We start from the raw sequence: 22,519 nt of genomic DNA, 5'->3' as shown, positions 1-22,519 counted from the left end.
CATGTTCCGCCTGACTGAATACATGCATCAGCTGGTCACTCCGACCCCGGCGCGCAAACGCCGCCCAGGACCTGTGAAACCGGTAGTGATCTGGAACCTTACGCGGCGCTGCAACCTGAAGTGCCGCCATTGCTACACTGTCTCGGCGGATGTGGCCTTCCCGGGTGAGCTCAGTCACGAGCAAGCCATGGTAACCCTTGAGGATCTGGGCCAATTTCGCGTCCCGGCCCTGATCCTCTCGGGTGGGGAGCCGCTGGACCGGTTCGATTTCTTCGACATCGCCAAACGTGCGCGCGATCTGGTGCCGATGCTGGCGCTGTCGACCAACGGCACGCGGATTTATGACGAAACCGCCGACATGATCGCTGAGGTGGGGTTCAACTATGTGGGCATCTCGTTGGACGGGATTGGGGCCACCAATGACTGGTTCCGCGGGGTCGAAGGCGCCTTTGCCGACGCCCTGCGCGGTGTGCGCGAATGCAAGAAACGCGGCATCAAAGTTGGCCTGCGCTTTTGCCTGACCGAAGGCACCCAGCACCACCTGCCCGACCTGTTGCAACTGTGTGATGATGAAGGGGTCGACAAATTCTACCTGTCGCATCTGGTCTATGCCGGGCGCGGTGACAAGAACCGGGGCGAAGATGCTGAACATCTGCGTACCCGCAACGGGCTGGACCTGCTACTGGAGCGCGCGTGGGAGGCCGCCTCGGGCGGGCGTCCGCTGGATATCGTCACCGGCAACAACGACGCCGATGCCGGGTATTTCCTGAACTGGGTGTATGCGAATTTTGGCGCGGAAAAAGCCGCCCATGTGCGCCAACATCTTGCCAGGTGGGGCGGCAATTCCAGCGGGCTGGGCGTGGCCAATATAGACAATCTGGGCCGGGTGCATCCGGACACCTACTGGTCCGACTACACGGTCGGGAATGTGAAGACCAAACCGTTCTCCGAGCTTTGGACCGGTGATGACCCGATGCTGGCGATGCTGCGCACCCGTCCTCGCCCGTTGAAAGGGCGTTGCGGGGCCTGTCAGCTGAAGGACGTGTGCGGCGGTAATACCCGGATTCGGGCGCTGCAGGTAACCGGGGATCCTTGGGCCGAAGATCCGGCCTGCTATCTAACCAATCAAGAAATCGGCGTGAATGGCGCAGGCGAGCGCCTGCAGGTCACACCGTTCCGGGGGAAACGTCATGATCCGGCACATCAGTTCTTTTAGCACTCTGAAAATCGGCACGCTTTGCTCCCTGTTGCTGACCGGAACCGCATGGGCGGATGCCCCATCGGACTATGCAAATCACTGCGCCTCGTGCCATGGCGAGACCCGTCTGGGCGGCGTTGGCCCAGCGCTGATCCCCGAAACGTTGAAACGCATGCGCGGCCCCCGCGTGGCGTTGGTCATTGCCGAAGGGCGCACGGCCACGCAGATGCCCGCCTTCTCGCACGAGCTCGACGCGTTGCAAATCGAGGAACTGGCGGGCTGGCTGAAATCGCCGCTCGAAATCAACCCCAAATGGGGTGAGGCCGAGATCATGGCCAGCCTCACTCTGGATGAGGATTACAACCCGGTCGACGCGCCCGTTTGGGGCAGCGACCCGATGAACATTACACTGGTCGTTGAAACCGGGGATCACCATGTCAGCGTTCTGGATGGCGACACATTCGAGGTTCTGGACCGGTTCGAGACACCTTTTGCCGTCCATGGCGGGCCAAAGTTCAGCCCGGACGGGCGCTTTGTATTCATCATGTCGCGCGATGGCTGGGTGCAGAAATATGACATCTGGGCGCTGCAACAGGTCGGCCGCATCCGCGCAGGCGTTAACAGCCGCAACATCGCCATGTCGGGCGACGGAAAATGGGTGGCCGTGGCGAACTACCTGCCTAACAGTCTGACCCTGCTGTCGACAGATGATCTATCGGTGGCCAAGGTCATTGATGTCAAAGGCAAAAAGGGCAACCCCAGCCGTGTTTCAGCCGTCTACCAGGCCCCGCCGCGCGAAAGTTTTGTGTTGGCCCTGAAAGACGTCCCCGAGATTTGGGAGGTCTTTTACGGCGACAACCCACCTCAATCCGGGTTGGGGCATGATTTCCGCATCGAAGGGCAGTTCAAGAACCCTGATCCCTTTCCGGTGCGCAAGATCACCACGCCCGACTATCTGGACGATTTCTTTTTCGACCAGAGTTATGAATATGTGATGGGCGCTTCCCGAGACGGAAATGGCGGTCAGGTGATCGATTTGGTGATCGGTCAGAAAGTGGCTGATCTGGACTTGCCGGGCATGCCGCATCTGGGCTCGGGCATCACATGGCGGCATGGGGATACCACCGTCATGGCCACGCCACATCTGACAGATGGCACTGTATCGGTGATCGACATGGCAACTTGGGAAACCGTGAAACGGATCAAGACCGAAGGGCCCGGTTTCTTTATGCGCAGCCATGAAAACTCGCCCTATGTCTGGGCCGATGTGTTCTTTGGGCCCAACAAGGACGCTATGCACGTGATCGACAAGCAAAGCCTTGAGATCGTCAAAACGTTGCGCCCTGCACCGGGCAAAACCGTGGCCCATGTGGAATTCACCAAAGACGGTCGCCACGCGCTGGTTTCGATCTGGGAAGATGACGGTGCGGTGATTGTTTATGACGCGCAAACGCTGGAAGAGGTCCGCCGCCTGCCAATGCGCAAACCGTCTGGAAAATACAATGTCTGGAACAAGATCACCTTCTCAGAAGGCACCAGCCACTGAGGACAAATGGCCGGTGTGGAAGCTGGCCATTCTTCTGTATCCCGCCACAATGCTGGCGGTTGCGATCAACCTGTTTCTGGTGGGTCTGCTTGCACATGGCTTGGGGTTTGCGGTGATCGCGCCTGTCACCGCAATCCTGTGGTCAGTTCCTCTGGGCATTCCTGCCGTATGGCCGGTGGCGCGTTGGGTGCGCGGATTGATGGATGAGGCCGACAGCTGACACCCTTTTTCGGCGTACCTGACCTAAGTCAAGTATCAGAACCGGCGAATCCCATAGGACTCAGGAAAGCTTGCCGAGTTGGATTCTCCATGCCTGCCGCTAACCCTCTGCACACCGTCCCTGTCTGCGCCATGCGCGCTGTGTGTGCTTGTGCGGGCATTTTCCTGTTGCTTTTGCAACTGCTTGGCCCGGCGCTGGCGAGTCCCGGGCAAAGCATGTGGATTGAGATCTGCTCGGAGGCAGGGGCGGTTTGGGTTGAGGTCGACTTGGAAGAGCCAACCGACGATCCGACCGCGCCCTGTCCGAAATGTGCCGACTGTGCGCTGTGTGCTATCACAGCCACCGCGTCCTTGCCCGACCAGCCCGTTTTGACACAGACAGGTTTCGCCGAGTTCCTGCAAAGCCGGATTTGTGAGCGGGTCACATCATACAGGTCCGAACGGTTATGGCCCGAAACACGTGGCCCCCCGGTCGCGGCCCACGAAAAAACCGAACGCGCCCTGCACGCGTCCATGGCACCCACCCAAATACCCGGAGGTGTGTCGTGGTCGTAAGTCGCGCAACCCATTTCCTGCTGGCCTTTGTTCTGTCCTGCCTGATGGCGATTAGCGCCCATGCCGACAGCTTCGCCAGCTTCCTGCCCGAGATCGAACCCACTGACCTGGCCCCCGGTGCTGATGCCTTTGGCCCTGTGCGTGAGGACGTGCCCGTTGCGCCGGTTCTTAAGGGCGGCGAGACGGTGGCCTGGGCCTTTCTGACCTCTGACTTTGTGGGCACCACCGGCTATTCCGGCAAGCCCATCCACGTGGTTGCAGCCATCGACAGCGATGCGGTGCTGACCGGGGTACAACTGGTCAAACATTCGGAACCCATCGTTCTGATCGGCATCCCCAATTCGCGCATGGTTGAGCTGACCGAAGGCTATGCCGGGCTTGACCTGAAGGTCGAAGCCGAAACCGGGGGCGAGGGTCATGACCTCGACATCATATCCGGCGCGACGGTGACCATCATGGTGATTGACGACAGCCTTGTGCGCGGCGGCATAAAAGTGGCCCGCGCACTGGGTCTGGGGGGCCTGTCGCCGTTGCAGGCCGACGGGCCCAAACGCGAAATCGATATGGCGCAGGATGCAACCTATGACTGGACTACCCTGTCCGGGGACGGGTCGATCCGGCGTCTGACACTGGATGTCGGACAGGTTAATACAGCCTTTGCGGCCACCGGCGACCAACGCGCCATCAAACGCCCCGAACCCGGAGAGCCGGATGACACGTTCATCGACATGCATCTGGCGTTGGTCTCGGTTCCGGCAATCGGAAAATCCCTGTTGGGTGAGGCCGAATACAAGAACCTGACCGAATGGCTGGATGAGGGAGAACAGGCCATTCTGGTGCTGGGGCGCGGGGCCTATAGCTTTAAGGGCTCGGGCTATGTGCGTGGTGGAATTTTCGACCGCATTCAGCTGATCCAGGGCGACAATTCGGTGCGCTTCTTCGACAAGCAGCAAGAACGCCTGGGCAGGGTTGCAGCCGCCGACGCGCCCAGTTTCACCGAGTTGGATATCTTCAAAATCCCCGCCGAGGCTGAGTTCGATCCCGCCGAACCATTCCGCCTGCAACTGCTGGTGCAACGGGCCGTCGGCGCGGTTGAGAAAACGTTTTTGACCTTCGATCTGGGCTACAAACTGCCCGAACGCTACCTGCTGCCAGTAGCTGCCCCTGCCATCGTCGATGATGCCACCAGCGAGGCTGCGGCCAAGGCCGCCCTGTGGCAACGTATCTGGAAGGATCGCACGGTCGAAATTGGCGTCCTTGGCATCATGCTGCTGGTGCTGACCGCGACGTTTTTCTTCCAGTTCCACGCCACGATGAACGCGCGGGTCTTCTATTGGTTCCGCATCGGATACCTGACCATGACGCTGTTCTTCATCGGCTGGTACGCCAATGCACAGCTGAGCGTGGTGAACCTGATGGCGCTGGCGGGCAGCCTGCGCAGCGGGTTCTCTTGGGATGCCTTCCTGCTGGATCCGCTAGTCTTTATCCAATGGTTCGCTGTCGCCGCCGCGCTGCTGTTCTGGGGACGTGGGGCCTATTGCGGCTGGCTGTGCCCGTTTGGGGCCTTGCAAGAGCTGACCAACAAAATTGCACGCGCATTCAAAGTGCCGCAATGGACCCTGCCCTGGGGGCTGAACGAACGTCTCTGGCCCGCGAAGTACATGATCTTTCTGGGCCTCTTCGGTCTCAGCTTTGTGTCGATCCCGCTGGCTGAAAAATACGCCGAGATCGAGCCGTTCAAGACCGCGATCATCCTGAAATTCATGCGCGATTGGCCCTTTGTGGTCTTTGCGTTGCTTCTGCTGGGGATCGGGCTGTTCGTTGAGCGGTTCTATTGCCGCTATCTCTGCCCGCTGGGCGGCGCATTGGCGATCCCTGCCCGCGTCCGAATGTTCGACTGGCTGCGCCGCTACAAGGATTGCGGCACGCCTTGCCAGACCTGCGCCAATGAATGCCCCGTTCAGGCGATCCACCCCACCGGTGAGATCAACCCGAATGAGTGCGTCACCTGCCTGCATTGTCAGGTGCTCTACCAGTCCGAGGACAAATGTCCCGTCGTTATCCGCCAACTGAAACGGCGGGCCAAGACAGGGTCGGTCGACCTCAAGACCCCACTCGGACAACCACCGGCGAACCATCCAAACGCCAAACCGCAATCCGTTTCCTAAAAAGGAGGAACGATCATGTCGGAACATGACAACAAACTGAACATCACCCGCCGCGGGATGCTGGGGGCGACCGCCACCGGTGCCGTGCTGGCCGGAACCGGTCTGGGGTCAACCCTGATGACCGCGAAACAGGCCAGCGCTGCGGCCAATGCCAATCTGGAACCCGGCGAGCTGGACGAATACTACGGCTTCTGGTCCTCGGGACAGACCGGCGAATTGCGCATTCTCGGCTTTCCGTCCATGCGCGAACTGATGCGGGTGCCGGTGTTCAACCGCTGCTCAGCCACCGGCTGGGGCCAGACCAATGAATCGCTGAAAATCATGACCGACGGCCTGCTGCCGGAAACCAAAGAGTTTCTCGCCAAGCGTGGCATGAAAACCTATGACAATGGCGATCTGCACCACCCGCATATGTCGTTCACCGACGGCACCTACGATGGCCGTTACCTGTTCATGAACGACAAGGCCAACACCCGTGTCGCCCGCGTGCGTTGCGATGTGATGAAATGCGACAAGATCACCGAGATCCCCAACGCCAAGGCGATCCACGGCCTGCGCCCGCAGAAATTCCCGCGCACCGGCTATGTCTTTGCGAATGGCGAGGATGAAACTCCGCTGGTCAATGATGGCACCGTGCTGGACGATCCGTCGCAATACGTGAACATCTTCACCGCGCTGGACGGCGACACCATGGAGGTCGCATGGCAGGTGATCGTGTCGGGCAACCTCGACAACACCGACTGCGACTATCAGGGCAAATACGCCTATTCGACCTCGTACAACTCGGAAATGGGTATGAACCTGGCCGAGATGACCGAGAACGAGCTGGACCATGTCGTTGTCTTCAACCTCGCAGAAATCGAAGCAGGTATCGAAGCCGGTGATTACCAAGAGCTGAAAGGCGTCAAGGTTCTCGACGGACGCAAAGGGCAGAACAAGAAGTACACCCGCTATATCCCGATCCCGAATTCTCCGCACGGCATCAACACCGCGCCTGACGGCAAGCATGTCTGTATCAACGGCAAGCTGTCGCCGACCGTGTCGATCATGGACGTCACCAAGCTGGACGCGCTGTTCGACGGCGACGCTGATCCGCGATCCTGCATCGTGGGTGAGCCGCAGCTGGGTCTTGGCCCGCTTCACACCGCTTATGACGGTCAGGGCAACGCGTTCACCACGCTGTTCCTGGACAGCCAGATCGTGAAGTGGAACATCGACAAGGCGATTGAGGCTTACGGCGGTGCCGATGTGGACCCGATCATCTCGAAGGTCGATGTGCATTACCAGCCGGGTCACAATTCGACCACTATGGGTGAAACCAAAGAGGCCGACGGTAAGTGGCTGATTTCGATGAACAAGTTCTCGAAAGACCGGTTCCTGAACACTGGTCCACTGAAACCGGAAAACGAACAGCTGATCGACATCTCGTCCAACGAGATGAAGGTGGTCCACGACGGCCCGACCTTTGCCGAGCCGCATGACTCGATCATGGTGCGCAGCGACATCGTCAATCCTGTCAACGTCTGGGATCGCAACGATGTTACCTGGGAAGACGCCCGCAAACAGGCCGAGGCTGATGGCATCGATCTGGAAGACGGTGCCGAGGAACCCATCCGGGACGGCAATAAGGTGCGGGTCTATATGACCTCGCAGGCCCCGACCTTCAGCCTTGAGAAGTTCACTGTCAAACAGGGTGACGAGGTGACGGTCTACATCACCAACCTGGACGACGTGGACGACGTGACCCACGGCTTCTGCCTGGGCAACTACGGCATCGCGATGGAAGTGGCCCCGATGGCGACCGCCTCGGTCACTTTCACCGCCGACCGTCCGGGCGTGCACTGGTTCTATTGCCAGTGGTTCTGCCACGCGCTGCACATGGAAATGCGCGGCCGGATGCTGGTCGAGCCGCAGGGAGCGTAAGCCATGCGTTGGTCCTTGCTCATATCACTCCTGCTCGGCTCGCCCCTTTGGGCGGCAGACTGGGATGTGCCCAACCGGGCGGGGGCCATCAATGAGATACTGGCACAGGCGGCGGATGGAGACACCCTCCGCCTGAGCCCTGGTGTTTACGCCGAAACGCTGGTTCTGGACCGGCCCGTCACCATCGACGGGCTGGGACAGGCCACCATCGACGGACAAGGGGCGGGCAGTGTCATCACTGTGACCGGGCCCGGCGTCACGTTACGCGGCCTGACGGTAGTCGGCTCAGGCTCCAGCCATGACGGGATCGACAGCGGCATTCAGCTGACCAAAACGGCCACCGCGCCGGTGGTCGAGGATAATGTGTTGCTGGGCAATCTCTATGGCGTCGATATCCACGGTGCCAAGGACAGCATCGTGCGAGGAAACCGGATCGAAGGGCGTTTGGACCAGCGGATGAATGACCGTGGCAATGGCGTCTATGTCTGGAACGCGCCAGGTGCCGTTGTCGCCGATAATGACATTCAGTTCGGCCGCGATGGGATTTTCGTAAACTCTTCGAAGAAGAATTTCTTCACCGGCAACCTGTTCCGCGACCTGCGCTTTGCCGTGCACTACATGTACGCAGACGATTCAGTCGTCAGTGACAATGTCTCGATCGGCAATGATCTGGGCTATGCGGTGATGTTCACGACCAATGTGAAGGTGGCCAACAACGTCTCGGTGGGTGACCGGGAACATGGCGTGATGCTGAACTATGCCAACAAGAGTCAAATCACCGGCAATGTCGTGATCGGGGCCAAGGAAAAATGCACCTTCCTCTATAATTCCAACAAGAACGAATTCACCGACAACTGGTTCCAAGGATGCGGCATCGGCATCCATTTCACCGCTGGAAGCGAACGCAATCGCATCGTTGGCAACGCGTTCATCGGCAACCGAACACAGGTGAAATATGTCTCGACCAAGTGGGTCGAGTGGTCAGAAGACGGGCGCGGCAATCACTGGTCCGATTTTGCCGCCTATGATGTGGATGGCAACGGCATCGCCGACGCCCCCTATCGCCCCAATGACTCGATGGACCATGTGCTGTGGACCCAACCCTCAGCCAAATTACTGCTCGGCTCGCCTGCCGTGCAGCTGGTGCGCTGGTCGCAATCCGCGTTTCCGGCCCTGTTGCCGGGCGGTGTGATCGACAGCAACCCGCTAATGCAAGCCCCTGAACCCCCAGCTATGAAAAAGGTGCCTCATGACGGATAAGGCCCTGACGATAACCCAGGTCTGCAAGAACCGCGGCAAGGCCCGCGTTCTTGACGGTATCACCCTTTCCCTTGCCCCCGGTCAGCGCGTGGCGCTGCTGGGCCATAACGGCGCGGGCAAGTCGACGCTGATCAAATCCATCCTCGGGCTGATCCCGATTGAGGGCGGCGCCATTCAGATCGGCACCGCCACCCCCGGCAGCGCGCAAGCGCGGCGGGACACGGCCTATCTGCCCGAGGCGGTGTCCTTCCACCCCGCCCTGACCGGGCGGGAGCAACTGACCCTGTTCGCAAAACTGTCCGGGTCCAAAGCCGATGTGACCGGACTGCTGGGCCGCGTCGGGCTCAGCGATGCGCTGGATCGCCGGATCGGTGCCTACTCCAAAGGGATGCGGCAGCGATTAGGCCTGGCGCAAGTGCTGCTGGGCCAACCGAAAGTAGCACTGCTGGATGAACCAACCAGCGGCCTGGACCCGATTTCGCGCCAAGACCTCTATGCCATCATCGATGAACTTGCAGCCCAAGGCACAGCCGTGCTGATCGCCTCCCATGCCCTGACCGAGGTCGAGGCCCGCACCGACCGCATAGCCATCATGCGCAAAGGCCGGATGGTCGCCGATGACACGCTGAACAACCTGTCGGCGCTGGCCGGTCTGCCGATCCGCCTGCGGGTGCGCGCCAGCACCAACCCGGATGCGCTGGCCGCGGAACTGGGCGGCAACCGCATCAACGGTGCGTCGGTCGAACTGCTTTGCTCGCCGGATGACAAGATGGAGGCCCTGCGACGCATCGCTGGCATGGGTGAGGCCGTGGCAGATCTGGAAATGACGCCTCCCAAATTGGAAGACCTCTATCGCCATTACGCACAGGAGGATCTGCAATGACCCGCTTTCTCGCCATCACCCGCACTGAAATGCTGATCCTGCGCCGCAACCGCTGGCTGCTGGTCGCCACGCTGATCATGGTGCTGTTTGCACTGGCGCTGACCTTTGCGGGCAGCGCGCCAACCGGAACGCTGGGGGTCGATATGCTGACCGTCTCGGTCGCGTCGATGACCACGCTGTCGGTCTACCTTGCGCCCCTGCTGGCGCTGATGATTGCCTTTGACGCCATCGCCGGAGACGTGGACCGGGGGAGCCTGTCGCTGCTGCTGTCCTACCCCGCTGGGCGCGGAGAAATCCTGTTGGGCAAGTTTACCGCGCATCTCGCAGCACTGACTTTTGCTATGGCTGTCGGTTTTGGCACCGCCGGTGCCGTCGCCGCATGGTTTGGCGGCGCAGGCCCCGAGAGCCTGATGGCGTTGCTGCGCTTGATCCTTACTTCCATCCTTCTGGGCGCCGTGTTCCTGGCACTGGGATACCTGCTGTCTGCTTTGGCGAGGGGCGCCACGGCGGCGGCGGGTCTGTCGGCCGGGCTCTGGCTGGTCTTTGTCGTCCTCTATGATCTGGGCTTGTTGGGAGCCGTCGTCATGGATCAGGGCGGCACCTTCACCCAATCCGTCTTTCCGTGGGTGATGGTGGCCAACCCGGCCGACGCATTCCGCCTGTGGAACATCTCTGCCACCGAAGGTGTTGCGATGGCTTCCGGCATGACAGGGGCCGCGCAGGCCCTGCCCGCTTGGGCCGCCCCCGCATCCCTGTTGATCTGGCCAGTGCTGGGTTTCGCCATGGCCCGCGCCGCATTCCGGAGGGTCGAGCCATGAAACATCTTGTCTTGATCGCGCTGGTCGCGCTGGTGGCCTGCAAAGAAGAACAGATCGCCGTTCCTGACCCGGTTGATCTGACCCCCGACGCGCTGAGTTATTTCTGCCAGATGAACATTGCCGAACATGGCGGACCCAAGGGTCAGATTCATCTGGAAGGCTATCCTATGCCCCTGTTCTTCGCGCAGGTGCGCGACATGATCGCCTATCTCAAAAGCCCCGAACGGGACGCCCAAATCACCGCCGTCTATGTCAGCGATATGGGTGCCGCCCCTAACTGGCGGCAGCCGGGTGTGTCCAACTGGATCGCGGCCGATGGTGCAACTTTCGTAGTCGGGGCTAATGTCGCCGGCGGCATGGGTGCACGCGAAGTGGTGCCTTTCGCAGGCCGCACCGATGCCATGGCGTTCATTGCCCAATATGGCGGCACAGGCCTGCCCCTGTCCGACATACCCGACACCGAAGTACTGGGGCCCGTCGATCTGGACCTGAAACTGGAGACCCCGTCATGACCACCCTGTCCCGTCGCCGTTTCCTGATCATGTCTGCTGCCTGCGCCGCAGCACCGGCTGCAGCAACTCCGACGCAAGCGGCTAACTGGCGCGGTGTCGCATTGGGTGCCCAGGCCAGCTTGCGGCTGGAAGGCCTGACGGAGGCTCAGGCCGCACCGGTCTTTACCGCGGTCGAGGCCGAGCTGAACCGACTTGAGAACATCTTTAGCCTCTACCGCTCGGAATCGCAGTTGAATCAGTTGAACCGCACGGGTCGTCTGACAGCCCCTGCACCGGAGCTTTTGAACGTCCTCTCAATATGCTCCGCACTGTTTGAGGCTTCGGACGGGGTATTCGACCCGACCATTCAACCGGTCTGGGTTGCTATGGCTCAAGATGCTGATCAAGCCCGCCTGCGCGCAGCGTGGAACAGCGTTGGATGGAACCGGGTCACTGTGGATGCAGATGCAATCCACCTTCCCGATCCGGGACAATCGGCGCTGACACTAAATGGCATCGCTCAGGGTGCCATTACCGACCGCATTGCAGCCCTGCTGGCCGCGCACGGGTTGCGCGACGTGCTGGTGGATATGGGAGAAATAGCCGCCCGAGGGCAGCGCAGCGACGGCGAAAGCTGGCGTGTCGGCCTGGCCGAGAATGCAGGAACAGTTCAGAAATCCATCACGCTTCGGGACCGCGCCGTTGCAACCTCGGATGCCAACAGCGTCATGCTGACAAGCGCGCATGGTCACATTCTAAACCCCAAAGGGGACAGGCGGCCGGACCACATCGTTTCGGTATCAGCGCCCAGTGCCGCCATAGCGGACGGCCTGTCCACAACCTTATGCGCCCTGCCCGAGCCGCAAACGCAAGCGCTGATCAACGCGTTCCCCGGTGCAGCGATTGAAATGTGCCTCTGACAACTTGGTGTTGCGCCGCGCGCCACCGGTCAAAATGGTTACACGCGTGAAAGGATGACCGGGTCAGCGGTGTGGCCAAGACTTTCAGAAAACGCGAGCTCAGAGCCGGATCGACACGATGTCTTTAAAGCCGAGAACGCGTTCGGGCGTCCACACCTTCAGATCCGTGAAGCTTCATTGTGAAAATGCACTCGCAGAGGGCGCTGAATTTAGGATCACAAGCGCCAGATCGTAATGTCCGCCGCTAATCTCTGACATGCGGCGCCCTTTCCCCTCAAGGTCACAGGCCAAAAACTGGTCTCCGACATGCAGCACCCGCGTATCCATATCACTTGTCTGGATGCGCACCTCTCCGCGCAAGATCGTCCCAAGAACGACCGCTGGCGCGGTGTGCCAATCATCTATGTAACCGGGTGGGTGATGCATCATCAGTATGCCGCTGGCATCTATCTGCGGTGTCGTTAGGTATCCGGTAGGGGAAGGTGGGGTAAAGCTGCCGTCCTGCAACGTCCAGACACGATCTGCAAACCATGACCCACCATTATCGTCCTGATCTATGATTGTGATTTTCACAATGTGCCCTTTCTATGCAGCAATGGCAGGGCAAGCTTTGGACCTGCCCTGCGGTTTCAGCCTCAGAGACCTGTGCGTGCGGGCAGAGCCACATACATCTGGACATGCGTGACGGTCGAGAACTCACCCGGCAGCGGCCCGTAGGTCTTACCATCCGAATGCCACGCCAGACCCAGATCGGCGGCAAGATGTTCTCCGCTGAATTGCAGACAGGGCGAGATCGTACGCTTAAAATCGGCGCGACCATCGTCATTGGCGACAATGATGTTTTCCGACCCGTCGCGCGCCCCAAATGGCAGGTCATAAGTGCCAATGAACGGTTTGGTTGGCGGCCAGACCATGAAGTCATGCCAGATCGTATACACCCCGTTGGGCACCAGGTTCTCAAAGGTCAGGTCAACGATGCCGACACCGTTGTCGCAGCTGTAAGAGCCACCCCCCTTTGCCGCAAACCACTCTCCCAATGTCAAACCCAGCGGACGGCCCTTGGGATACGGTCCGGTGTCAGTCGTATCAAGAAAGTTATGCTTAACTTCCAAGGCCGGGGCGTAAAGCGGCGCGTCCATATCGCGGGTTGCGGCGGTCGGGCGAAAGACCTCACCTGATCCGGGTTCTTTTTCATAAAACACATCCTGTTCGGCCATGCCGTCATCGATGTGGAAGATGAACGTGAGTTCCATACGCTCGGCGGCATCGTAGCTGACTTTGGTACTGTCCTCTGCGCCTACATCTGTTGCAATTGACAGGGCCAGCACAGCTGCACTGGCAAGAAAACAAGGTTTCATATCATTGGTCCTTTGGTTGATTTTGGGCGTAATTGCCCGGGGAACCGGCCCGGATGAGGAACCGGAAGCTGTGATGAACGTGGCGGGTTACTTGCGTGGCCTTCGGGGGTCCGGTTGCGGTGCGAGACCCGAGGGTACATGCTGCGGAACCAGATCGGACCGATCCCTGGCGGATGGATCGGTCAGCGCGTCCAGAAATGCCATCAACTCGGCAATTTCATTATCCTCAAGCGCAACAGGGGCCAGGGTGTTTGCCAGTGCGATCCTGCCTCGCAGAGCCGTCGCGCTCTGAACCCAACGATCACGCAGATCAAAAGCCGCCCGACGTTCGCCGTTGAGAGGGCGGAAGATCAATTCCGAGTTCTCTGCCGTCTGTTCGATGATACTGCCCAAGGGCGGCAGAGGCACTGCGCTGGCATCGAAAGCTTCAAGCGATGCAACGCTGTCCAGATGATGGCGCACCATCGCCTCCAGATCGTCGAACGCGCCGTCATGCCCCCAAGGGCCAGTCAGCGTGACATTGCGCAGGCTGGGCGTGCGAAACGCAAAGAGGTCGTCGGCCTCAAACGTTACGCGATATCGCCCCTCATCTTCAGTATGGCGGCCGAAACCTGACGCCCGCCAGTAGCTGGTGTCGCTGCCATGCCCTTTGCCCGGCCCGATCTGAGGCACTGCAATGGCGTGGAATTCGTGATCCGTTTGCAGCGCGCCAGAGTGGCAATTGACACAGCCTGCCTTGCCATAGAACAGATATGCCCCTGCGCGGGCGGCGTCGGACAGGGCCATCGGTTCACCCGATAGAAATCCATCGAAAGGGCTATCATCGGACCGAAACGCCTGAGATTGGAACGCGGCCAATGCGTTTGCGGCCTGCACCATGGTGATCCCATCTGTATCGGGGAATGCTGCGGCGAACATTTCCTGGTAGCTTGGAGTTTCCCCCAAACGCTTGGCCAAATGATCCCAGGCGTCCGACACTCGATCTTCGGCCACTGCCGTCGCGACCGGGTTTTCTCCCTTTTGTCCAGCCATTTCCAAGTCCGACAACACCGGAAACATCGCTTGTGCGGCCAGAATGGTATCCAGCCCGGGGGGCAGATGCTCGCGCGCTGGGGTCCAGTAGCCGCTTTGAAAGGTAGAGAGTGGATCAGCCTCAACCCGTCCGTCATGAAACATCGAGCGGTATTCACGCGCGCCGATGTTCCACAAGGCCTGCGCATTGCGCGGAATGCGGTCGATCACACCATCGGCTGTGCGACGAGAGGGGCCGATCCCGATGCCCCCTTCGCCGATCGACAGGGCGACGCCGTCACTGGTGCCACGCGCGGGATCATGGCAAGTGCCGCAGGAAATGTTGCGGTTGCCTGACAGGATCGGGTCGAAGAACAGATTTCTACCAAGTTCAAAAAGCGCCTGTGGTGGCTTGCCGTCATACAAATAGTCACTGTCATGCAGACCTTCGGGCACAGAAAGAGAGGCAGAGCTGTCCGCGCGCACTGGTGCTGTAACGGATAGAAGGGTCAATGAAAGTGCGGTTCCAGCGCAGATAGACGACTTATAGCTCTTGAAAATAGACATTTTGCAATCCTTCGGTCGTAGCGTGGTCGAAAGTCTCCGCGCTTAAAGCAGTCGGTGACGGAGGCAGACTTCGCGCTTGTGGTCGATGAGGTGTTCCAGACCCACGTCCCGCAACAGGCGGTCGGGCAGTTCGTCAAAACCACGGCTTCGTCGTTTCAGAAGCAGGTGTAATGCGCAGCGTCGGATGAACTCTGAAATGTTCAAACATCGTCTGGAATGTTGCGCCCGGATATGCGCGGAGTTCAGATACGTCACTGACTTGTTCCTTCTATTGACTGGGCGTATTGGTGCGCGCCTGGCGGCAAATGAGGGGATGATTGAGCTGGGAACGAGGCGCTGTCGCTGGCCTCGATACACGTTGCGATGCGGTTTGCACTGACACCGGCGGCGTGAAAAAAGCCCTGAAACAGCAGCCCATACCCGGTGAACCACAGACCGGGATTTTGAAGATCTTCCTGCCCCATCGGATGCCGCGGATATCCTTTGTGGTCCAGCGCACCCAGATGTCCGAAAAGCCCATCTAGATCGGCCCTATACCCGGTCGCACAGATCACAACGTCAGGGTGGACCATTCGGCCACTGGCCATTTCGACGGTGTTGGGTGAAAAGCCAACCGTTTCTCCGACCGCGTCAAACCGCCGGGCCTTCAGCGCTGCGACAAACCCGTCATCCAGTGCGAAGGTCACGCCGTCCTTGAGCATGCGCGACCCGCCGCCCAACTTATGACGGCGCAACCCAAAGCGTTGCAGGTTTCCCAGAAACAGCCGTTGCATGGCGGCAAAGATCGGATCGAGCGACCATTTCGGGAACCGCGTGAAAAGATTGGCCATGCGTTGCAACGGGAACCCGAATACCCGCGAGGGCAGGATCGACGGGCCATGCCTGACAGACACCCAGACCTGTGCCGGGTTGCTTCGCGACAGATGGTTCAACACATCAGTGCCTGAGTTTCCAGCCCCGATGACAAGTATGTTCTTGCCGTCATATTCGCTGGGATCCGCAAAATCAGCGGCATGAATGATTTGACGCCCGAAATTCTCCATACCGGGCCAAACGGGCATTTCCGGCACTTTTTCCCGCCCCGTTGCTACGATCAGATGAGGACTGGAGTAGCTGCCCTTGGTGGTTTCAATCTGCCAACTGTCACCGTCGCGGTGCACTGAAAGCACGCGGGTCTCGAAATGGATGTCTGCATCAATCGCACGCGCATAGTCGCTTAGATAATCAACGACCGCGTCCCGGGGCAGGTACGTATCGGAATTGTTTGGTTTTTGATGGCCTGGCAACCGGGCAAAGTGGCGATGGATATTCAACCTCAACCTGGGGTGCCGTGCCCGCCACGGATCAGCCACCCGGTCTGAAGCTTCCAATATGGTGACGGGGATATCGCGGGACAGCAATTCACTTGCCGCGGCCAAACCGGAAAGCCCGGCACCGATGACGATGGCGGATGTTGATTGGGAAAGTGTCATGGGGTTTCTCCGATGCGCTTGGGTTTAGGTGTTCTCCGTATCTGCATCGGTATTGCCGCAAGGCTGCGAGTCGTGATATGCCGGTATGTGACAAGATCGGTGAATATCGGACATCATATGTCAGAATCTAAATCCACCTGCAGAACCGCTGTTGTGACCCTGCCCTGCGTTGGCACGTCGACCGTTTACTGCATCCTGGATGCCCTCGCCTCGGTTGGTAGGGACTGGGAGATGTTGCATGGGACGCCGCCCAAAGCGCGGGTTTTTGACGCCAAGATGCTGTCGGCGGATGGCAAGGCCTACACTGATATCAACGGGCGCCGGATCACACCGGACGGGGCTCTGGAAGACTTTGGCCAACCCGATCTGGTCATCGTACCGGATCTGCATCTTGCACCTGATTGCCCTTTGCCAGACGAGTTTTCCGCATTGACCAATTGGCTCGTCAAAACGCGCGCCGAGGGTGCCATCGTCACATCAGTTTGTTCCGGCGCTCTCTTGCTGGCGGCGGCTGGGTTGCTGAACGGCCTTGATGCGACCAGCCATTGGAGCTTTTGCGACGTGATCGCCCGAAAGTATCCAGAGGTCCGCATGCGCCGGGAACGTATCCTGATACCCGCGGGCGACGGGCACCGGATCGTCACGGCAGGTGGCGCGTCTGCCTGGGGTGATCTGGTGTTGTATCTGGTAGGGCGCATTGCGGGCCAGGACGAGGCGCGACGCCTCGCAAAGATCTATTTGTTGCAACCCCACACCGAAGGGCAATTGCACTATGCCTCGCTGACCGCAGGGGCCCAGCACGAAGACGCTGTGGTCGCTGATGCGCAGGTCTGGGCGGCGGACAATTATGCCCTTCCAACACCGGTGGCGACAATGGCCGCGCGCAGTGGCCTGACCGAACGCAGCCTATTGCGCAGATTTCGGAAAGTTACCGGGCAAACACCGGTTGAGTATATACAGACACTCAGGGTCGAAGAGGCCAAACAGATGCTGGAAACAAGCGACATGCCAATCGACGACATTGCGGCCGAGGTTGGATACACAGAACCTTCAAGTTTTCGGAATGCGTTTCGGAGATATGTCGGCATGCCCGCGTCAACCTACAGAAAGAAGCGCCTGGCGTTGGGTTTGGTTGCGCCGGAAACCTAGGCTCAGGACTCATAACCAGAATATGACTGTTGCGGCGAGAGCTATTGCAGATAGGAAGACCTTTGGGCACCGGTCATAGCGGGTTGCGACACGCCGCCACTCTTTCAGTCGGCCAAACATGATCTCTATGCGGTTGCGCCTTTTGTATCGACGCTTGTCATATTTGACTGCTTTGCCGCGGGACTTTCGCCCAGGGATGCAGGGCGTTATTCCCATATCTACAAGGGCTTCGCGGAACCAACCCGCATCATACCCTCGGTCTCCCAATAACCAATCAGCTGCTGGGAAACTACTCACCAATGCTCTGGCTCCAGTGTAGTCGCTGACCTGACCGGCGGTAAGAAAGAACCGGATTGGTCGCCCAGTCGTGTCGGTCACGGCATGCAACTTCGTGTTCATACCGCCCTTTGTCCGTCCAATCAGACGTCCACGCCCCCTTTTTTCAGCCCCAGACTGGAGGCTGTGCGGTGCGCCTTGAGATAGGTCGCGTCAATGGAGATTGTTTTGTTGTCGGGCGCTTCAGCCGCCAGTCCGACCATGATCCGAGCAAATATGCCCATGTCGCTCCACCGTTTCCAGCGGTTGTAGAGTGTCTTCGGCGAGCCATACTCCGAAGGTGCATCACACCAGCGTAACCCATTGCGGTTTATAAATATAATACCACTCAATACACGCTTGTCATCAACGCGAGGTTTGCCCCGGCTCTTCGGGAAATACGGCGTAAGCCGCAGCATCTGATCGTCGCTCAACCAAAACAGATTACTCATCATGCCCCCAATCGTTTGGGTTCGTGAATCACACAGATCAGTCAAGCTCAATGCCGTTTATGGGTCCTGAGCCTAACGTCTTGGTCAGGGATATTTGGGCAGCGCGAGTTTCATGAACTACTGCCCAATTGTCAGGTCATCCAAGGACCCTCCCTCGCGCTGAAAATCCTGCCAGATCCAGGCCATGCGATCCACAAACCACATCTTGCCGCCAGAGATCACCACTAAGCCGAGGCACGTGAACCCCAAATCATACGTCCAAAGGCCATAAGCAAACGGCAGAAGACCCAGACCGCTGACGAGGGCAAGCGCAAGTGCGACGCGTTTGTGAAGGGTCGCAACCCTGTCTCGGTGTCGCAGCCAGACACGCTCGCCCAGCACGCCTTGCGCTGACCAAGTGTCAAATGAGCTGGGTTGAGGAAATGCACGTGGGTTGGCCCATATCCAGACCACAACCACCCCAACAGCGCACCATGCCCAACCACCAATCCACACGCGGCTCCAGATCGCCAGAGCCAGCAGGGGTAACGGCGTAAGCACGCGGGTCCAGACGGACCAGGGGTTTGCATGCCGCAGCCAAACTTCGTCTTTCATGGCCATGAGACGTTCGGAAAAGCTGACTACATCCACCTTAAAAACTCCGGAAACTAGAATTTCCTCAGGGGGCTTGGAAGCAAGCCAACACAGATCAAAGCTGCATTCAAGCCTCATCCTTTGGTTAACCGAATTCCGTCTCCGAGCGCCAAAAAACTGTCAGACCCCTGGCTGCCGATCTGGGCAGCACTTCTTTCACAATTGCGTGGAACCCCAATAGGATTCAAGTCCCAGAGTTTCAGGGGTGCATCATAGACCATCTATTATGACTGGCGGACGAACAGCTTGCGCGTCTTCAGCCCTACTTTCCGAAGAGCCATGGCAAACCGAGCGATGATAACTGCGATGGGGTGCGCACTTTTTACTGGCTCACAAAAGGCTTGCCAAAACGGGATGTATTCTCGTTAATTGAGGCATGGCCTCATTATATGAGATACAATAGCCGATATGCACCTCGACAGGATGATCAACCTATTGGAAACCATTGCGGTTGCAGGGCGGCCCGTGACAGTCGCAGAGGTGCAACGAGCAACACGTTTGCCAAAGCCAACCTGCTACAGGCTCATTCAGTCCCTTGTCGAACAAAGGCTGATCAATGAACCCTCCAACGACGGGAAATATGTCATTGGTGAGCGGCTGATCCGTATCGCGTTACTTGGCAAGTCAGACGTGGATGTCCGACGTTGCGCGGCTCCTCTAATGCGTGCTGCTGCCACGAATTTTAACGAAACAGTGTTTCTTGCCCGCTTTCGCGACAGCAAGGTTGAAATTATCCATGTCGAAACGCCGGACGATCCGTCGCGGGCCTTTATTCATCCCGGGCTTGGGGTACGGCCGATGCACGCTTGCTCTTGTTCCAAAGCCATCGCAGCTTTTGCAGAGCCCGCGTTCCAAGAAACAATACTGTCAGGTAGTCTTAAAGAATACACGGAACTTACCAAAACCTCTGAAGCGGAATTGCGGCGTGAGTTCGAAGGCATCGTAAAACGCGGGTTTGCTGATTGTGATCAGGAAATCGACATTGGCATTTCCAGCGTCGCTGCCCCAGTATCCATTGGAAACATTGGCGCCACGTTCAGCATTGGTGCAGTGGGTCCCATTCGTCGTTTTGGAACCGAATACCGCATGGAAATCGGTGAGAAACTAAAGGTCCTGTCAGAAAAAGTCAGCGGGGCTATCCAGTTATGTAACGTAGCAGAGGTGTGACGACACACAGCCAATTTCGGTCTTTCGGGCCCAAATAAATGACCTCGGAAAGGGGCGATCACCGCAACAAGGAGGAACAACAATGAACTTGAGACCAGATCCGACATTTCATGCCTCGCCAAAACTGGCGATGCAAGCGCCGGTGGAAAACTACGCATTTACGGTAATGCTCAGTCCAGATGGTTCGCAATCTGACGGCATCGCTGTCGTCGACCTTAAGTCTGGGTCAGACACATATGCTCAAATCGTGCACCAAGTTATTGTTCCCAACAAGGGCGATGAATTCCACCACTTCGGCTGGAACGCCTGTTCGTCTTCGCTTTCGCCGCTAACGGGTCACGCCTTCCTTGAACGACGCTATCTGATTGTCCCCGGCATTCGTTCATCGCGCATTTATGTGATCGATGTGAAAGATCCTTTGAAGGCAAAGATCCACAAAACAATTGAGCCCGAAGAGCTGTTTGAAAAAACGGGCTACTCTCGGCCCCATACGATCCATTGTGGCCCAGAAGGGATTTATGTGTCCTGCCTAGGCGGTGGCGGCAAGGATGGAACGGACGGCCCTCCTGGTATCTTCATCATGGATTGCGAGACGTTCGAGATCATCGGCCAGTATGAAATGGACCGGGGAAAGCAAGACAAGCACTATGATTTCTGGTGGAATTTACCGCAAGACTACATGGTCAGTTCCGAATGGGGATTGCCCCCTCAGTTTGAGAACGGAATTGTGCCAGAGGATCTGTTGTCGAACAAATATGGTCACTCAATCCACTTTTGGGATTTACGGGCGCGTAAAAACATCCAGACGATGGATTTCGGCGAGAACTATCAGATGGCACTGGAAATTCGCCCGGCGCATGACCCAACCAAGTCTTATGGGTTCTGCGGCGTTGTCGTAGATACTACTAACCTGCAAGGGGCCATCTTCACATGGTGGCGCGATGACGATGGTGTTTGGCAGTCCAAGAAGACAATCACTATTGATCCCCGGCCCGAGAAACCGGAAAATCTGCCACCATTGTTACAAGGGTTTGAGGCAGTCCCGCCGTTGGTAACAGACATTGATTTGAGCCTTGATGACAAATACCTCTACGTCGCCTGCTGGGGGTTGGGGGAAATGCATCAATACGATGTATCTGATCCAATGAACCCGGTTCTGGCTGGCAAAGTTGAACTCGGCGGGATCGCGCGGGGCGCTAAGCATCCCAACGGGGAAAACTTTGCTTTTGGTCCGCAAATGGTCGAGATCAGCCGCGACGGGAAACGCGTTTTTTGGACAAATTCGCTTTATTCCACGTGGGATGACCAGTTTTATCCTGATGACGAAGGCGGGCAGATGGTCATGGCCGATGTTGGCGAAAACGGCGGGCTGACTTTGAACAAGGATTTCTACGTCAATTTCCCTGACGGCCTGCGGTCTCATCAGATCAGGCTGGAAGGCGGGGATTGTTCAACTGACAGCTTCTGTTACCCGTCCGTGTAAGTGATGGTCGATGTGACTTCGATGACAGCCCTATGGTGGGCTGTCATTTTTTCTGGTCTCTATCATGGCATCAACCCCGGAATGGGCTGGCCTCTTGCTGTCTCAGCAGCCCTGATGGAGCGCAAACACAGCGCTATGCCCAAAGCGCTTGCCATGCTCGCTGCTGGGCATTTTCTGGCCATGGTCGGTATATTGCTCCCGTTTTCGCTGATGATGGTCCTTGTGCAGTGGGAGGTCGAGCTGCGCATTGTTGCAGGGCTATTGGTCATCGCCATGGGCCTGTATCTGCTGATCAACCGGCGACACCCAAAGCTTCTGGCGCGCGTACATCCTGCACGCCTTGCGCTATGGTCCTTTCTGGCTGCCATGGCACACGGGGCGGGGTTGATGTTGGTTCCTATTTTTTTGGGAATATGTGCAATCGGTGCCGATGATGTGGGTCATTCAGCAGCTCGTTCACTTATGGGAAGCAACGTCGTAACTGCATTTGTTGTTGCGGCCGTCCATACGCTGTCAATGACGTTTGCCGGCGGGGTGATCGCAGTGTTGATCTACCGGTGGCTGGGGTTGAAATTCCTGTCAAAAACGTGGTTCAACCTAGATATCGCCTGGGCGCTAAGCCTTGTCATTGTAGGTGTATTTGGACTGTATTCCGCCCTAACCGGGCATTAACTCTTTCTTGAATGAAAGCGCGGCAAACAAAATAATCTTCGTCCCTCTAAGTAGAAATGCCCACTTTTTTTGCTACGGAACAGAATTTCCGCGACTGCGGCGAAAACCCGGTGTCCGACCTGCGTGTAAAAGCCACATGTCCGGTTTTAGCTGCGACCTACCATAATCGACGCAACTTACTTCAAAGCGCATCGCAAAGCTTTCAATCTGGGTGTTTTAAGAGAGGCGCGTTGCCGCCTGATCGGCCGGACCAACGTCC

At 58.1% G+C, this 22,519-nt stretch carries 21 protein-coding genes; 15 read left to right on the top strand and 6 right to left on the bottom strand.

Going from position 1 to position 22,519, the window contains the following annotated elements; genetic code table 11:
* Position 1: 1 nt before the first annotated feature.
* The 11 genes from nirJ to SJY13_RS18495 all read left to right on the top strand — a co-directional run bounded on the left by nirJ (position 2) and on the right by SJY13_RS18495 (position 11,981).
* Positions 2–1,216, top strand: coding sequence for a heme d1 biosynthesis radical SAM protein NirJ (nirJ, locus tag SJY13_RS18545; protein WP_377193008.1), 1,215 nt, complete (start codon positions 2–4; stop codon positions 1,214–1,216).
* Positions 1,191–2,744, top strand: coding sequence for a cytochrome D1 domain-containing protein (locus tag SJY13_RS18540; RefSeq protein ID WP_377193006.1), 1,554 nt, complete (start codon positions 1,191–1,193; stop codon positions 2,742–2,744). The genes nirJ and SJY13_RS18540 overlap by 26 nt, the downstream gene beginning before the upstream one ends.
* Positions 2,701–2,964: a hypothetical protein gene (locus SJY13_RS18535; protein ID WP_085823106.1), complete on the top strand. Its 264-nt coding sequence runs from the start codon at positions 2,701–2,703 to the stop codon at positions 2,962–2,964. Before SJY13_RS18540 ends, SJY13_RS18535 begins: the two co-directional genes overlap by 44 nt.
* An 89-nt stretch (positions 2,965–3,053) precedes the next feature.
* Complete coding sequence (locus SJY13_RS18530) at positions 3,054–3,518, top strand: DUF2946 family protein (RefSeq protein WP_377193004.1); 465 nt, start codon at positions 3,054–3,056, stop codon at positions 3,516–3,518.
* 44 nt (positions 3,519–3,562) lie between these two features.
* The gene (locus tag SJY13_RS18525; protein ID WP_377193712.1) at positions 3,563–5,686 is read left to right on the top strand and encodes a 4Fe-4S binding protein; all 2,124 of its coding nucleotides are present in this window, start codon (positions 3,563–3,565) and stop codon (positions 5,684–5,686) included.
* Positions 5,687–5,701: 15 nt separating this feature from the next.
* Positions 5,702–7,609, top strand: coding sequence for a TAT-dependent nitrous-oxide reductase (nosZ, locus tag SJY13_RS18520; RefSeq protein ID WP_085823108.1), 1,908 nt, complete (start codon positions 5,702–5,704; stop codon positions 7,607–7,609).
* A gap of 3 nt (positions 7,610–7,612) precedes the next feature.
* Positions 7,613–8,869 carry a nitrous oxide reductase family maturation protein NosD gene (locus SJY13_RS18515; protein ID WP_377193002.1) on the top strand — a complete coding sequence of 419 codons (1,257 nt, stop codon included), beginning with the start codon at positions 7,613–7,615 and terminating at the stop codon, positions 8,867–8,869.
* Positions 8,859–9,752 carry an ABC transporter ATP-binding protein gene (locus tag SJY13_RS18510; protein ID WP_377193000.1) on the top strand — a complete coding sequence of 298 codons (894 nt, stop codon included), beginning with the start codon at positions 8,859–8,861 and terminating at the stop codon, positions 9,750–9,752. Before SJY13_RS18515 ends, SJY13_RS18510 begins: the two co-directional genes overlap by 11 nt.
* The gene (locus SJY13_RS18505; protein WP_377192998.1) at positions 9,749–10,570 is read left to right on the top strand and encodes an ABC transporter permease; all 822 of its coding nucleotides are present in this window, start codon (positions 9,749–9,751) and stop codon (positions 10,568–10,570) included. The genes SJY13_RS18510 and SJY13_RS18505 overlap by 4 nt, the downstream gene beginning before the upstream one ends.
* The gene (locus SJY13_RS18500) at positions 10,567–11,082 is read left to right on the top strand and encodes a nitrous oxide reductase accessory protein NosL (RefSeq protein ID WP_377192996.1); all 516 of its coding nucleotides are present in this window, start codon (positions 10,567–10,569) and stop codon (positions 11,080–11,082) included. Before SJY13_RS18505 ends, SJY13_RS18500 begins: the two co-directional genes overlap by 4 nt.
* Positions 11,079–11,981 (top strand): FAD:protein FMN transferase, encoded by a 903-nt coding sequence (locus tag SJY13_RS18495; RefSeq protein WP_377192994.1) that lies wholly within the window; start codon positions 11,079–11,081, stop codon positions 11,979–11,981. The genes SJY13_RS18500 and SJY13_RS18495 overlap by 4 nt, the downstream gene beginning before the upstream one ends.
* A 174-nt stretch (positions 11,982–12,155) precedes the next feature.
* Here the strand turns inward: SJY13_RS18495 and SJY13_RS18490 are convergent, their stop codons facing one another.
* The 4 genes from SJY13_RS18490 to SJY13_RS18475 form a co-directional block, all read right to left on the bottom strand.
* Positions 12,156–12,554 (bottom strand): hypothetical protein, encoded by a 399-nt coding sequence (locus tag SJY13_RS18490; protein WP_377192992.1) that lies wholly within the window; start codon positions 12,552–12,554, stop codon positions 12,156–12,158.
* Between the two features lie 62 nt (positions 12,555–12,616).
* A complete protein-coding gene (locus tag SJY13_RS18485) occupies positions 12,617–13,339 on the bottom strand; it encodes a hypothetical protein (protein WP_377192990.1) in 723 nt (240 codons plus the stop codon).
* An 87-nt stretch (positions 13,340–13,426) separates the two neighbouring features.
* On the bottom strand, positions 13,427–14,917 hold the full coding sequence (locus SJY13_RS18480) for a cytochrome-c peroxidase (RefSeq protein ID WP_377192988.1): 1,491 nt from the start codon (positions 14,915–14,917) through the stop codon (positions 13,427–13,429).
* 251 nt (positions 14,918–15,168) lie between these two features.
* Positions 15,169–16,389, bottom strand: a complete 1,221-nt coding sequence (locus SJY13_RS18475) for a flavin-containing monooxygenase (RefSeq protein ID WP_377192986.1) — start codon at positions 16,387–16,389, stop codon at positions 15,169–15,171.
* A 117-nt stretch (positions 16,390–16,506) separates the two neighbouring features.
* Here SJY13_RS18475 and SJY13_RS18470 point away from each other — a divergent pair, with 117 nt between their 5' ends.
* Entirely contained in the window at positions 16,507–17,538 is a 1,032-nt protein-coding gene (locus tag SJY13_RS18470; protein WP_377192984.1) for a GlxA family transcriptional regulator, read from the top strand.
* Between the two features lie 9 nt (positions 17,539–17,547).
* Here SJY13_RS18470 and SJY13_RS18465 read toward each other — a convergent pair.
* Positions 17,548–18,305, bottom strand: a protein-coding gene (locus tag SJY13_RS18465) for an IS5 family transposase (RefSeq protein ID WP_377192982.1) whose coding sequence is annotated in 2 segments (ribosomal slippage) — positions 17,548–17,969 and positions 17,969–18,305 — 759 coding nt in all. Because the reading frame shifts where the segments join, the coding sequence is not laid out codon by codon here.
* A gap of 117 nt (positions 18,306–18,422) precedes the next feature.
* On the bottom strand, positions 18,423–18,899 hold the full coding sequence (locus tag SJY13_RS18460) for a DUF6653 family protein (protein ID WP_377192980.1): 477 nt from the start codon (positions 18,897–18,899) through the stop codon (positions 18,423–18,425).
* Positions 18,900–19,346: 447 nt separating this feature from the next.
* On the opposite strand from SJY13_RS18460, the gene SJY13_RS18455 reads away from it, so the two are divergent.
* From SJY13_RS18455 to SJY13_RS18445, 3 genes are all read left to right on the top strand, one after another.
* A complete protein-coding gene (locus SJY13_RS18455) occupies positions 19,347–20,105 on the top strand; it encodes an IclR family transcriptional regulator (RefSeq protein WP_377192978.1) in 759 nt (252 codons plus the stop codon).
* An 82-nt stretch (positions 20,106–20,187) separates the two neighbouring features.
* Positions 20,188–21,588 carry a selenium-binding protein SBP56-related protein gene (locus SJY13_RS18450; RefSeq protein WP_377192976.1) on the top strand — a complete coding sequence of 467 codons (1,401 nt, stop codon included), beginning with the start codon at positions 20,188–20,190 and terminating at the stop codon, positions 21,586–21,588.
* Between the two features lie 21 nt (positions 21,589–21,609).
* Positions 21,610–22,260 carry a hypothetical protein gene (locus SJY13_RS18445; RefSeq protein WP_377192974.1) on the top strand — a complete coding sequence of 217 codons (651 nt, stop codon included), beginning with the start codon at positions 21,610–21,612 and terminating at the stop codon, positions 22,258–22,260.
* The last annotated feature ends 259 nt before the right edge of the window (positions 22,261–22,519 follow it).

Origin of the sequence: Ruegeria meonggei (genome assembly GCF_042768335.1) — a bacterium.
In the GTDB taxonomy this organism is placed as follows: domain Bacteria; phylum Pseudomonadota; class Alphaproteobacteria; order Rhodobacterales; family Rhodobacteraceae; genus Ruegeria; species Ruegeria meonggei.
The sequence above is the reverse complement of the archived record's forward strand: the minus strand, read 5'-3'. Positions and strand labels throughout refer to the sequence as shown.